The organism is Pelagicoccus sp. SDUM812003 (genome assembly GCF_031127815.1).
In the GTDB taxonomy this organism is placed as follows: domain Bacteria; phylum Verrucomicrobiota; class Verrucomicrobiia; order Opitutales; family Opitutaceae; genus Pelagicoccus.
This window is the reverse complement of sequence record NZ_JARXHY010000031.1, coordinates 1-13,150: the sequence shown is the minus strand read 5'-3', so window position 1 is coordinate 13,150 and position 13,150 is coordinate 1. Positions and strand designations below refer to the sequence as shown.

Here is a 13,150-nt window from a genome sequence, read left to right as displayed (position 1 = left end):
GAACTCCTTTATATTATTAACTTGCAGTGCCTTCTCATGGAAGTCGGTCCATACAACTCGGGCCAAGCGCCCGAGTTGTGGCAGCAGCAAGGACGTATCTTCACAACTTCCTACACGACGGTTTCAGAGCCCTCGCGTATGACCTTCACGTTAGAAGATGAAAATCATAGAAGCACAAAAGGAAGAAATAGACGGGCTGCGTATCTGGGCTGGCGATACATCGAAGCTAACGAACGAACAGATATCCTTCTGCCTCGCATTGGAAAGAATTGGGGGAAATGCTATGCCCAACGAGATAGCGAACTATTGCGAAACAACAGAAGAAAAAATCGAAGAACTGAGGAAGGGTGTTAGCGGAACTCTCAAGGATGCGAATTCAGGGAGACTTTGGATCGGATGAATATTTTTTCTAACAAGGCAGTCGATACAACTCGGGCCAAGCGCCCCGAGTTGTGGACGCAGCAAGGACAGATCCACCCAACCACTTTCTCAACAAGCCTTTAGGCCCTCGCGTATCACTTTCACGTTGGGCAGAATAGAAACAATGAGAACCTACACTCCATTCGAATCTGAAGTCGTCGATCTTGCGGTATGGCTACTCGAAGGTCTCAAAAAAGGACGAACAACCGAACGAGCGACAAATAGAATTCTTAGAGCGACCCTAAGAAGAATAAAGCCGAAGTTGATTGGAGAAAGTCTCGAATCAAGGGACTCATCTGCGAATGACATTGATCACGCAGTTCCGATGAAGGTCATAGTTTCCAAGATTCACGAAGGCGAATACACGAAAGAGAGAATTCAGTCGATTCTGGATCAGTTTCTAGTAAGCGTGAAACTCACAAAAGACGAACATACACAGGTTCTGAAGAAAGCAGGGCTTTCCAAGGACATGCCGGCTGATTGGGATGGAGTTGATCCATACTCTCGATACAAAAAGGCTGGAATAAAGATTAAGCCCAACCAGTCAGCCCATACAACTCCGGCCAGCGCTCCGCGCTGACCTCCGCGTATGGCTTTCACGTTGAGCAAAAATTGAAAACCAAAATCACACTATCGCAGCACCTAATCCATTTGGGCTTCGGACTCACGCCAGCAGTACCCTGTTTCGTCATCTACCTAATAATTAAGGTATTAATAGAAGTCACTCCTTTTGATCCAATAGAGTTCGCTAAGTTCCTAGTAGCTATACTTAGCGTGACGGCCCCACCAACAATTTACGGATTTGCTTTACACCTAAACTATACGAAAAACCGTGGTAACACTATGTGGAAGGATGCGTACTTGCGTATTCGCATTCAAGAAAGCGAGAAAAGAGAGGTGATCTTAAAGGATGAGGAAATCGAAAGTTACGAAGTGACTTGCTCACCTTTACACAACAAATCATCGGCCTTCAGATTGCCATGGGATGCCTATTTCCACATATTTATAAATACGAAAGACGGTAAAAGATTTTTAACCACAAGTCTAGTTAGTCCCAATTTTTTGGAGAAAATTGAGAAGAACACCAAAGTTGTATTCGATAAAAGGTTTTTTCCTTGGATTAGTAAGAAAGACCTGCTCAACCAGTCAGCCCATACAACTCCAGCCAGCGCTCCGCGCTGACTTCCGCGTATGGCTTTCACGTTGACTAAAGAAAGGAATCGACAAAATACACCTGTTCCATAGTTTTAGGTGTATGGGCAGAACAAACATCAACCTAGACGACAAGCTCGTAAGCAAGGGACTGAAGATCACCGGCTTACGCACGAAGCGAGAACTCGTGGATCTAGCTCTCAGAGAGCTGTTACGCAAGGAGGACCAGAAGAGCATCCTGGCGCTTGAAGGCAAATTCAAGTGGGAGGGAGATCTCGATGAACTTAGAAAGGGAAGATTCGCTAGATGACGATTGTCGATACGAGTGTCTGGATCGACTTTTTGGAAGGCGGCGAACATTGGACTAAAGAGAGACTCAAAGAGAAGCTCGGGGACAGAGAATCCCTACTCTACACTGAAATGATCCTCCTCGAAATCATCCAAGGCATCAGAAGCAGAGAAGGAAGAGAGAGAATAGAGAAGGAGTTCAGTACCCTTGTTCTAGCCTCTCAGAAACGATCCACGACATTGCTGGCAGCTGAGATATACCAGGAGCTTCAGAGAAAAGGTTTCAGGATTAGAAGCATCATCGATTGCCTGATCGCAGCGACCGCGATTGAGACAGGAGCTACCGTACTTCACAAAGATCGAGATTTCGAAGTCATCGCCAGCCATTACCCCGTAATCACAGAAAAGAAGTGAGAGCCAACCAGTCAGCCCATACAACTCCGGCCAGCGCTCCGCGCTGACCTCCGCGTATGGCTTTCACGTTAGGTAGAAATCATGGGAAAAGAACTCGCAAAAGCATTATCCGAAGCTGACCTCCGTCTGAATCGCCCTAGACAAGATCATCTCCTAGATTCACGCATCAATCAGCGTTGGGAACAATTGTACGAGCTTGAAAAGGAATCAGCTCTTTCCGCCTTACAATACCTTTTCTTGACGAATGCAGGCGGTGCTGTGGCAACTCTAGCATTCATAGGAACGTCCGGAGTCTACAAAATAGGATTAGGTTCAAAATTTGCCTTAGCCTTTTTTGTACTTGGAGTCATCTTTTCGGGAATCAGTCGAGCCAAGCAATTCCATCATTTGAATAAAGTATTCAAGAACTGGAGAAGACTAGTTTCAGAGTTTAGATCAGGTAAAAAAACATGGAATGAGATCAATGAAGAAGACGAAAAATTGGCAGTGAGTGATTTTTTTGACTACGCATTTCCCTATGCTTCATTCATCTGCTTCATTTTAGGAGCGCTAATTGGCTTCTTCACACTAATACAATGACACCTAACCAGTCAGCCCATACAACTCCAGCCAGCGCTCCGCGCTGACTTCCGCGTATGGCTTTCACGTTCACCAAAAAATGAATGACCTAATCACAAAGGAAGAAATCGAACAATTCCGGACTCCACAGGAGTTCATCGCGTGGTTCGAACGCTTCCTTCATAAGACATTCGTCGACAGAAAATACAAAAAAGAGATCCTCTTGCGTAAAGGAATCGCGAAGGAAGTATACGAGGAGGTTTTCCCTGTTTACAGATTGCTCCAGATCTTTGGCGACAACTGGGATTCCCTGAAGTTCAGAAATTTGGTCGGAGACCAAAATTATGACGTTGAAGTAGAAGGTGACGATTCAGAACCATTCAAGTACATAGAAATAACTGCAGCCGACATGAATTATGAAGAAAATCTCCGAATGGAGTATTTTCTGAAGCATGGAAGCGTCTCTTCGATTGGACGGGTATCTGTAACCGGTACCAAACGAACAGGTCAGGAAATCGTTGTAGAAAGTGAAGCACGACATTCCACGGAAATCGTCGTCGATAAAATCAAAGGAATGGTTAGTTCTGTGGAGAAAAAGGTTGAGAAAGATTATCCAGATCGAACTGCTCTCCTTGTATACATTGACGATTACGTTGGATTCTCCGACGACGAAGATCTCGATCTTATCGATTCGGCCCTTTCAGATTTAAGAGTTAGTTGCGAGACGACATTCGACGCCGTTTTCGTAGTTGGTCATTCTGGAAGAAGGGCATGGAGAATGAATAGAGGTGAACAAGTCAGTCGATACAACTCCGATCAGTCGCTCCGCGACTGATCTCCGCGTATCACTTCAGCGATATGTGAAGAATTATGATCGAACTGCAGAAAGGATGATCCTGCAGCAGAAATGGAACGAAAGAAACTCCTGCAACGCCAAGAATGATGAACCCGCACCGAGAAGAGAAGAACTGATCCTGCATCGCTAAGAATTGATCAGCACGAAGAAGGAAGGATCCGATCCTCCACTGGAACCACACAAACCAAACAAAAATGAAGACGACTGAAGTGAGATCGACTCAGACCTCGAAGAGAGACCAAAGCGACTGCACATATCCAGTCAGTCGTCACAACTCCGGGGGCTGCGCCCCCTCCGCGTGACACTTCAGCGTTGTGTAGAAAAAGATGAATCCCACTTGGAGACAGAGCCTTGCAATAATCGCGATTGATGGACTAACGAGCGGTTCGATCTTCCTGTTCGTATTCGGTCTTTCCCTACCAGGAACCTTGGGACGTTATCTCCCAGCTTTCGCAGGAATTCCAGCATTTCATACGATGTTTCAGTTTTTCATAGCTCTACTAGGAGTTCATCGAATCGGCGAGCTTATCGTTCTCCGTAAAGTTCGATACCCAGAGGGTAGATCTCAAAGACTTATCAGACTTTTGAAGCGGTACTCTCTTTTGATAGGATTGAGTTTTCTTTTTGCTTTCACGACCTATTTGAGAACTACGCGACAAGATTCACTGATAGATGCATCCGCACTAGCGAATAACGAAGAAGTTGGAGAGATTCTTGTTTCCGACTCCTTCTTCCATACTGTGGCACAAATCGAATTGATTCTCCTAGTGGTAGTTTTCGCCTATCCCATTTTGGCGGCTTCCGCCATTTTCTTCACGAAGGATGGAAGTAGTTTACACGACCTACTTGAAGAAAGAATACACAACCAGTCAGCCCATACAACTCCAGCCAGCGCTCCGCGCTGACTTCCGCGTATGGCTTTCACGTTGGGCAGAAAACAATGATCACCTATCATCGAGATGAGAACATTTCCTTCGAGGAGTACCACGACTTCCTCAAGAGGACTGATCTCGGAAGCCAGTATCCGAAGGAACGCTTCAAGGAAAGAGTCACAAAGACTCTAAAGAATCACTCTCTGTCGATCTCAGCGAGAGACGACAATGGAACGCTCATTGGCGTGGCATTTGGGCTTACGGATTTCGCTTACTTTCTTTTCCTGACAGATCTCGGAATCGATCGGGAACACACAAAGAAAGGTATTGGCACCGAGCTTACGAATCGGATTCACGAAGCTGCAGGAGGATTTGCCGACATCAGTATGGTGACGGTTTCCAACGATGAAGCTTTCGGATTCTACGAGAGCTCTGGTTTCGAAAGCGATAACTGTCTATTCTGGAAAGCCTGCACGGAGTGGACTAGCCACAAAGTAGAATGAAAGATAGGCCCAACCAGTCAGCCCATACAACTCCAGCCAGCGCTCCGCGCTGACTTCCGCGTATGGCTTTCACGTTAGCCAAAAAAATGGATACAGATCAGAAAATCGGCCTAGCCACTCCTCTCGGGTTTCGTTCTGCTTTCCGATTCCCGCTTCAATCCAAGTCCGCACGACGTGAGCTTGTGATTGGAGCCATTTGGCTGTTCGTACCGTTCGTTGGCTGGATACTAAACATGGGGCACAGAATCATGATGACTCATCGCATGCAGAACGGGCTTTCGGCTTGGCCTGCATGGAACGACTACCCTAGCCTTCTAAAACATGGAACGATTACTTTTCTCGGTATGGTCGAGTACCACGCTCCAGCCGTTCTCTGTTACGCCTTAGCCTATATTTTAGAAATAGATTGGCTCTACCCAGTTTCAGCATTTCTTTGGCTTATAGCCACGATAGCTGTTCCAGGTTACATGTCCCACTATTGCCTCAGTTTCGATACCCGCGAAGTCTTCGATCCGCTCAAAGCGATGCGTAGAGTCTTTCAGGGTGGCTCAGCTTATTGGCAAGCTTGGTCTATCGCTATTTCAGCTCTGTTGATTTCTTTCTCAGGTTTTATCGCGTTCGGGGTCGGTTTCCTCGTTACAAGCGTTTGGTTCTGGCAGGTAGCTGGATTCTCTTTCGCAACGGTATTTAGCGAAAAGTTCCAACTGAAAAGAGGGGCTAACCAGTCAGCCCATACAACTCCAGCCAGCGCTCCGCGCTGACTTCCGCGTATGGCTTTCACGTTAGCCAAAGAAAAATGGAAAATTGGATACCAGCAATCTCAGCTCTAGTCGGATCCATTGTGGGCGGACTAATTTCGTTCCTGACAACTTATAGTCTCAAATCCAAGGAATGGAAAAACGAAAGACTCAAAAGAGAAATCGAAAAACGAGAAAATCTCTACTCTGCATTTATATCCGAGATTGGACGTTTGGTTTTGCTATCGATCGACAGAAAAACCAACCAAGTGAGCGAATTCTCGAATGCATACAACTTGCTTATGCAAATTAGATTAATCGCAAGCGAGGAAGTTACGACAACAGCAAACGGTCTCGTACAAAAGGCAACTAGATCTCATCTTGAGAAGGAAAAGAAAGGTGCGCCCGATAGAATCGAAGATCCGAACGAATCCGAGAATCATAAATTTATAAGAGCCTGTAGAAGAGATTTGGAAGAACTTAAAAAAAGAGGCTAACCAGGCAGCCCATACAACTCCGGCCAGCGCTCCGCGCTGACCTACGCGTATGGCTTTCACGTTAGGAAGAAATGACCGCACAGATATCAGATTTCGTTGAGTGGGAAGGCGAAGAGTATTCCATAAACGCAATAGAGAACGAATGGCCATTTGATCCCACAAAGGAAGGATTCAAGCCTAAGTGCGTGCATACGGCTTGCTGGAGAGGTTTCCACTGTCGATACGAGGTAGCCAAAGAAGAACTAAGACTCAAAGATTTCTACGTGAGCGTTGAGGGGATACTCGCTAAAGAATGGAGAGGCGTTGCTCCCAAGAAAGGAGAGTTTTTCAAGCATGATCGCCAGTGGCTTTATTCAGACCTATCGCTTCCCATAAGTTACTCTGGTGGAATCGTTTTGTGTAGAGAATTTCTGCACGATTTCTATGTTCATATGGGTTTCCACAGGCCGCACTGCTACAAGCACGTTTATGAACTTACTTTTGAAGAAGGTATTCTACTCTCGGCAACAGATGAATCTCCAAGAATGGAAGCAGCAAGGAGCGAACTGAAGAAAAATAAAAAGAAATGGAGCACAAAACCCACAAAGAACGAAATATCGGATTTTGTAGAAGACTCGTTCTCACTAAAATATGAAAAAAAATGGTCCTAACCAGTCAGCCCATACAACTCCGGCCAGCGCTTCGCGCTGACCTACGCGTATGGCTTTCACGTTCGCAAAAAAAATGAATGGACGAAAAATAGGAGGAATCATCTTGATCGCACTTTCAGCGATCCTCTTTTGGAATGCACTTTCCGACGGTTCTTTCACTTTCGCTCACTACCGAGATTCCAGTCGCCAAGAGACAGTTACTATTGGCGAGAATCCGATTTTCTACACCAGCATGCTAGCTGTCTTTGCGGTCATTGGAATCTATGGATTCCAACTCCTGTTCACGACCGAAAAAGAAGAGACTTACTCTTTCTTGGACTCAAACGAGCACTTCAGATGCAGTTTTGGATCCTACCCGAGGGTCGCACTTGTTTCTCTAGCTACTTCCTACTTTGGATACCTACTTTTCATCACTACGATGATTTTCGTCTATTTCGCCGATTTCTCCTCAATCCAAACGAAACTTGTAATGGCATCCATTCTGATTTCGGCGCTCTCGGCAAAGTTGCTTGCCGTAGCGGTTGGAACGCCAAAGGAAATAAAATCGAATGATGAAGAACTATCTATAGAAAGATGGATACAGAAGCCTAGAAGGATACCCTTCCAAGCAATCGAGAAGACTTCGATTGATAAGAAGAGAGTTTCGATCTGGTATGGAGAGAACCAGCAAGTTGCCTTTCAAGCAGTTCTTCTACCTGACCTAGCTCTAGAGCACTTGAAATCCACAATAAAAAGAGGTGCGAACCAGTCGTCCCATACAACTCCGGCCAGCGCTCCGCGCTAACCTACGCGTATGGACTTCACGTTGGACAAAAAATAATGGATGCAGCAATCGACAAGCCCTACCCCATTGGCGATCTCGAGATCGCTCTGAGAGCTGCTTTCGCTGAGTCCGACCTCAAGGTGAGATCCTGCTTTTCAGAAGCAAAGGAAGAAAAGATGACGGTCGTCTACAACCAACGGTCCAATGGATGGAGTGACTTAGATTTCCAAATGGAGATTTTAGAGAAAAGAAAAGAATTCGTTTCTGGTATCCAAAAGCTTTCCAGAGATTTGGGATGCCGAGTTGTGACAGCAGACGAAATGTTCAAAGATGATGAATCACCATATTGGAGTGTTCTTTTCGATTCCGGAGTTCCTAGTTTGGCTGACGATTTAGAATGTGATTCAGATGGAGATTGGGACCATGAAAAGCTGAAGATCGTCAGAGAAATCTCCAATGAAGAGTTTCAGAATAGACTCTCGAAAATGAAATGAAAGAATGGTCCAACCAGTCAGCCCATACAACTCCAGCCAGCGCTCCGCGCTGACTTCCGCGTATGGCTTTCACGTTCTACAGAAAATGAAAATTCCGATTCTAGCTCTTCTGATAGTTCTAGCTCTCACTGGATGTTCCGATAGTGGCGAAGTGAAAATCACACGCCATAACCCTGATGGAACCACAGTTGAGAGCAGCATGAGCCAAAAGGAATTCGATGACTTTAGAGATCACGAGGATGAGGCGTTTCATACGATCGCGGTCTTCATCGAATCAAACGGGCAACTAAGAACAGAAGAAGGAGAATTGGATGACGAACGTTTTCGAGCTCTACTTGAAGTGGAAACCCAGAAGCCCAAAAGAGTTGTGATCGATCCGAATTCTAAAGCTCTAGTAAGTAGAGTTATGGAAATCATGGATATGGCGAAAACAATGGGTGTTGAGAACATCCAGATGAAAATGAAAGAAGAAAGGTAGAACCAGTCAGCCCATACAACTTCGGCCAGCGCTCCGCACTGACCTACGCGTATGGCTTTCACGTTCTGCAAAAAATGAAAAAATTGATTTCAGCACTTTTCATCTTCGCCACGATAGCAAACGCCGCTACCGAGAAAGAAATCGTGGAATCTAACCGTGTATTTAGAGAAGGATACCAGTTCATGATGGTCGCTGAAGGAACTGGTTTCTCTATGGATGGACCATCTAAGGAACAAATCGAAGCATATGGAAAGGCAAAAGAAAGATTCGAAGAAGCCATCCGCTTACATCCAGAAAACGTTCAAGCACTTGTCATGTTAGCGAACGTCCATTGGGCATACGATGAGATCGATAAGACGATTGAGTTATACAGTCGAGCGATTGCAGCCCAGCCCACAGCCGATGAGGTCATAAGTGCCAGAGGTGGAGCCTACGTCTACAAGAGAGATTTCGAATCAGCGAAAAAAGATCAAAAAAGACTAGAAGAGCTTGGTTCTGAATTCGCAGCCACACTTAAGAATGAGATCGAAAGAGAAGAAAAAAATTAGGCAGAACCAGGCAGCCCATACAACTCCGGCCATCGCTCCGCGATGACCTCCGCGTATGGCTTTCACGTTCGACGAAAAAATGAAAACTGCAATTTTAGCAACTCTTGCACTTCTCATGTTTGGATGTGCTACGATTCCAGTATTTCCCGAAGCAACAACAGTCTCCTCAATTGTAGTGAAGGATCGAAGAGGTGACGGTTTCGAAATCACTGAAAAGAGTACGATATCGGAGATCTTAACCCTACTAAACGAAGCTGAACTCATAGATCATGGCTATGCACACGGATCGACCACTTTCGCCGCAGGAGACATGTCGATTCAAGTATTTCATCCGACTGAAAATGGATACACATTTTATGAAATGAAGAATCAGTCTATATGGAGTCAGTACGGAACCTGGAGATTAGCCGAAGAAAAGATGATTGAGCTACAAAGAATACTAAAAGAAAATAGGTCGAACCAGTCAGCCCATACAACTCCAGCCAGCGCTCCGCGCTGACTTCCGCGTATGGCTTTCACGTTGGGCAGAATCAAACATGAAGAACTACCTCGATATCAAAATTCGACCCGGAGCGACAACGTTACCCTCTGGCACGAACTTGTATTACGAGTGTCAGATATGTGGTGGAGTCATCCATAGTTTCCCAGAATACGCGGCAGTTTGCGAATGCCGTAACATTTGTGTGGATACGGATGCTGGAAGACAATCATTCGAAAAAATTCATCAGATCAGAGTCTTTGAAGAGACCTTAAAGGAAGAATGAGACGCAACGAAGATAAGCCCAACAAGTCGCTCCATACAACTCGGGCCAAGCGCCCGAGTTGTGGAACCAGCAAGGACATTTCCACCCCACCACTTGCTCATTCGGTCTTTTAGGCCCTCGCGTATGAGCTTCACGATGGACGAAAGTAATGAGCGAAGCGACTATGGCGTAACGCATGTTACGCTTACCCCGAAGGGGTCGAATTTTTTTGAAAAATCGACTATTTGAACAATCGGAAAAAATCGAAACTAGAAATCCCCAAAATCCTGATACGAAGGTCTGAGTTTCACGATCAAAGCCACCTTACACGGACTCCGATTCGAAATTCCCGACGACCAATTCGAAGAAACAGAAAAGAAAGAAATCTCCTGCACTGAGAACTTCGACGATCCAACTCTGCCCTACCCCGACCGAAAAAGAAAACCTCATGTGCGAAGACTCGACGATCTGGCAGAATTCGAAGAGAGTTAGCTCACAGGAATCCAAAACCCGAAACCTAGAAAATGATGTCCATCCAGTCGTCCCATACAACTCCGGCCAGCGCTCCGCGCTGACCTACGCGTATGGACTTCACGTTAGGTGAAAATGAAAAAGACGAACAAAACTGAAGATGAATCTGCAAAGACTCTGTCTTTCCCGATCATCATGATAGCACTCGGTGTTACAGTTATTTTGCTAAAACCCTACAATGCACTAGCAATTTGGTTCTTCTCTTCAGCAATATTTCTCTTCTGGCTTTTCCGAAAGGAAATAAACAAGACAACCATAACTAATGGAATTACGCATGCAGGTTTCGGTGCCCTCATATGTGGTGCTGTCATCTTCGTCGCACCGTGGGCAGGTCTGTACGGTCCCCATGACCGAAAAGATTCATACCCCATTTTCATCTTCGGAATTTTACTTTACTCAGTTGGCTACACGCTACGGATCTATCTCTTGAAGAAAAAAACCTAACCAGTCAGCCCATACAACTCCAGCCAGCGCTCCGCGCTGACTTCCGCGTATGGCTTTCACGTTCGAAGAAACTTATGAGAAGAACATACCCCATAATCGCATCCTTGTTCCTTTTCGCGGGATGCAACACGACACAATCCGAGTTTGCCAATCAGGATTCAGAGACCGTAGAATTCAAGATATCACTTGTCGCGATTCCAGAGAATTTCGACGAACTAGGTGTGAGCAGAATGCCATTCGATCTTATGGCATTCTTCAGATTGGCCAAGGAGTCTGAATACACAGAAATAACGACCGAAAGCTGGAATGAGGAAAGAAGCAGCTATCTAAGATTGGCCTCTGGAAATGCTGACATCTTCTATAGTACCGAAACAAAAAAGCTAGTGAAGGTAGTTGGTGATAGGATTTACAAAACGAATGAGAAGGTTGATCTGGTTGAAACCTAAAAAATAATTCGAACCAGTCAGCCCATACAACTCCAGCCAGCGCTCCGCGCTGACTTCCGCGTATGGCTTTCACGTTCGACGAAAAATGAAAACAGATCCTGAACAATCGAAGATCTCCATTTCGAATGACGAAACAGAAGTAGTCGTTGATGGACTCGATGATCAGCTAGCTCCAAACCTACTCGCGTATCCAAAAATCGAAAGAATACGTACAAACGGAAACAACACCAATCTGACCGACTCTGGCGTCAGACAACTATCCAAGCTAAAAGAATTACAAGAGCTTGATCTCGAATGGTCCACCAAACTTACGGACGAAGGACTACTCGCACTTTCAAAAGCAAAGAAACTGAAATATTTAGATATTAGCTTCTGTGAAGGCATCACTGATTCAGGCATCGAGAAGCTCAAATCCTCAATTCCAAAGTGCGAGATAGAGAGATGAAAAAATGGTCGAACAAGGCAGTCGATACAACTCGGGCCAAACGCCCCGAATTGTGGACGCAGCAAGGGCAAATCAACCCAACTACTGTCTCAACGGGCCTCTAGGCCCTCGCGTATCACTTTGACGATGGACGAAAAAATGAGTGAAGCGACTATGGCGTAACGAATGTTACGCTTACCCCGAAGGGATCGAAAATTTTTGAAAAATCGACTATTTGAACAAACCGGAGGAATCGTATTTAGAAATCCCCAAAATCCTAATACGATAGGTCTGAGTCTCACGATCAAAGCCCCTTTACACGGAATCCCTTCCGAAAATTCCGACGACAACCTCGAAGAAAAAAAGATCAGAATAACAAAGAAAACTCCTGCACTGACGACTTCGACGATCCAGCTCTGTCCTATCCCGACCAAAAAGAAAAACCTCATGTGCGAAGACTCGACGATCTAGCAGAATTCGAAGAGAGTTAGCTCACAGAAATTCAGACCCCAAAACCCAGAAAATAATGTCCATCCAGTCGGTCCATACAACTTCGGCCAGCGCTCCGCGCTGACCTACGCGTATGACCTTCACGTTCTCTAAAAAACAAACCAATGAAAACCCAACCTTACTTTTCGGCGATCCTGTTACTCGCCTTCGCTACTTCAACTTCCATTTTCTCGAAACCGTCAGAAGAAAGACAGAAGGAAATATCCGATCATTTCAGAGCCGAAATCGAGTTGTTCGAGCCCCTATCCAAAGCGAACTATCTCTACGAAGTACAACAGACCGAAACCTTTTGGGACACCCACTTCGATGGAACCTCAATAGTTGCTATCGGCATAATCGAGAAGAAGAAACCAGGTGGTCCAGAATCCGATTCTGATGAGAGGGAGTCTATAAGGTGGATTTGGTCTAGAGATCCGATTCCCAAGGGCCTGTTTCCCATCTCGTACAGTGACGTAACTTTGCGCGAGTTCTCGATAAAGCTAAAGACTCAGCATCTAGGCGTCGGTATCGGATCTGTGAGATTCGGAAGCAAAAAGTACGAGAAGGTTATTTCGCTCTTAGGCCCCTTGGAATCTCGGCTTTCACGAAGCCAGGTTTCATCGGAGGTCCAGGCGATCTGCCTGATCGACGCCTCAACTCTTCCCGATTCGAGCAACAACGACATATTAATAATGCATTGAGAGAACCAGTCAGCCCATACAACTCCAGCCAGCGCTCCGCGCTGACTTCCGCGTATGGCTTTCACGTTAGGAAGAATGAAAAAGACAATCACTCTAGTCGCTTTTGCCTCTTTGCTTTCCTTCTCGTTTGCCGGAACAGTAG

General features: G+C 45.6%; 20 protein-coding genes. All 20 read left to right on the top strand.

Translation table 11 applies throughout. The features are described from left to right. Nucleotides 1-157 precede the first annotated feature (157 nt). The gene (locus QEH54_RS22100) at nt 158-400 is read left to right on the top strand and encodes a hypothetical protein (RefSeq protein ID WP_309020900.1); all 243 of its coding nucleotides are present in this window, start codon (nt 158-160) and stop codon (nt 398-400) included. Between the two features lie 144 nt (nt 401-544). Further along, complete coding sequence (locus tag QEH54_RS22095) at nt 545-1,000, top strand: hypothetical protein (protein ID WP_309020899.1); 456 nt, start codon at nt 545-547, stop codon at nt 998-1,000. A gap of 32 nt (nt 1,001-1,032) precedes the next feature. After that, nucleotides 1,033-1,602: a hypothetical protein gene (locus tag QEH54_RS22090; RefSeq protein WP_309020898.1), complete on the top strand. Its 570-nt coding sequence runs from the start codon at nt 1,033-1,035 to the stop codon at nt 1,600-1,602. A 73-nt stretch (nt 1,603-1,675) separates the two neighbouring features. After that, nucleotides 1,676-1,882 (top strand): type II toxin-antitoxin system VapB family antitoxin, encoded by a 207-nt coding sequence (locus tag QEH54_RS22085; RefSeq protein WP_185660191.1) that lies wholly within the window; start codon nt 1,676-1,678, stop codon nt 1,880-1,882. Beyond that, nucleotides 1,879-2,274 (top strand): PIN domain nuclease, encoded by a 396-nt coding sequence (locus QEH54_RS22080; protein ID WP_309020897.1) that lies wholly within the window; start codon nt 1,879-1,881, stop codon nt 2,272-2,274. Before QEH54_RS22085 ends, QEH54_RS22080 begins: the two co-directional genes overlap by 4 nt. 81 nt (nt 2,275-2,355) lie before the next feature. Then, a complete protein-coding gene (locus tag QEH54_RS22075) occupies nt 2,356-2,853 on the top strand; it encodes a hypothetical protein (RefSeq protein WP_309020896.1) in 498 nt (165 codons plus the stop codon). Nucleotides 2,854-2,932: 79 nt separating this feature from the next. Beyond that, complete coding sequence (locus tag QEH54_RS22070; RefSeq protein WP_309020895.1) at nt 2,933-3,667, top strand: hypothetical protein; 735 nt, start codon at nt 2,933-2,935, stop codon at nt 3,665-3,667. Nucleotides 3,668-4,628: 961 nt separating this feature from the next. Next, complete coding sequence (locus tag QEH54_RS22065) at nt 4,629-5,063, top strand: GNAT family N-acetyltransferase (RefSeq protein ID WP_309020894.1); 435 nt, start codon at nt 4,629-4,631, stop codon at nt 5,061-5,063. A gap of 86 nt (nt 5,064-5,149) precedes the next feature. After that, a complete protein-coding gene (locus tag QEH54_RS22060; protein ID WP_309020893.1) occupies nt 5,150-5,824 on the top strand; it encodes a hypothetical protein in 675 nt (224 codons plus the stop codon). Between the two features lie 35 nt (nt 5,825-5,859). Next, entirely contained in the window at nt 5,860-6,297 is a 438-nt protein-coding gene (locus tag QEH54_RS22055) for a hypothetical protein (protein ID WP_309020892.1), read from the top strand. Between the two features lie 71 nt (nt 6,298-6,368). Next, nucleotides 6,369-6,947: a hypothetical protein gene (locus QEH54_RS22050; RefSeq protein ID WP_309020891.1), complete on the top strand. Its 579-nt coding sequence runs from the start codon at nt 6,369-6,371 to the stop codon at nt 6,945-6,947. A gap of 73 nt (nt 6,948-7,020) precedes the next feature. Continuing rightward, the gene (locus QEH54_RS22045) at nt 7,021-7,731 is read left to right on the top strand and encodes a hypothetical protein (RefSeq protein WP_309020890.1); all 711 of its coding nucleotides are present in this window, start codon (nt 7,021-7,023) and stop codon (nt 7,729-7,731) included. A gap of 35 nt (nt 7,732-7,766) precedes the next feature. Then, nucleotides 7,767-8,204 (top strand): hypothetical protein, encoded by a 438-nt coding sequence (locus tag QEH54_RS22040; RefSeq protein ID WP_309020889.1) that lies wholly within the window; start codon nt 7,767-7,769, stop codon nt 8,202-8,204. A gap of 85 nt (nt 8,205-8,289) precedes the next feature. Next, nucleotides 8,290-8,682, top strand: coding sequence for a biopolymer transporter ExbD (locus QEH54_RS22035; protein ID WP_309020888.1), 393 nt, complete (start codon nt 8,290-8,292; stop codon nt 8,680-8,682). 74 nt (nt 8,683-8,756) lie between these two features. Next, nucleotides 8,757-9,230: a tetratricopeptide repeat protein gene (locus QEH54_RS22030; protein WP_309020887.1), complete on the top strand. Its 474-nt coding sequence runs from the start codon at nt 8,757-8,759 to the stop codon at nt 9,228-9,230. A 79-nt stretch (nt 9,231-9,309) separates the two neighbouring features. After that, the gene (locus QEH54_RS22025) at nt 9,310-9,729 is read left to right on the top strand and encodes a hypothetical protein (protein ID WP_309020886.1); all 420 of its coding nucleotides are present in this window, start codon (nt 9,310-9,312) and stop codon (nt 9,727-9,729) included. 850 nt (nt 9,730-10,579) lie between these two features. Then, nucleotides 10,580-10,948 carry a hypothetical protein gene (locus tag QEH54_RS22020; protein ID WP_309020885.1) on the top strand — a complete coding sequence of 123 codons (369 nt, stop codon included), beginning with the start codon at nt 10,580-10,582 and terminating at the stop codon, nt 10,946-10,948. 74 nt (nt 10,949-11,022) lie between these two features. Next, nucleotides 11,023-11,394: a hypothetical protein gene (locus tag QEH54_RS22015; protein WP_309020884.1), complete on the top strand. Its 372-nt coding sequence runs from the start codon at nt 11,023-11,025 to the stop codon at nt 11,392-11,394. Nucleotides 11,395-11,479: 85 nt separating this feature from the next. Beyond that, nucleotides 11,480-11,839: a hypothetical protein gene (locus tag QEH54_RS22010; protein ID WP_309020883.1), complete on the top strand. Its 360-nt coding sequence runs from the start codon at nt 11,480-11,482 to the stop codon at nt 11,837-11,839. Nucleotides 11,840-12,432: 593 nt separating this feature from the next. After that, nucleotides 12,433-13,008, top strand: a complete 576-nt coding sequence (locus tag QEH54_RS22005; protein ID WP_309020882.1) for a hypothetical protein — start codon at nt 12,433-12,435, stop codon at nt 13,006-13,008. Nucleotides 13,009-13,150 lie beyond the last annotated feature (142 nt).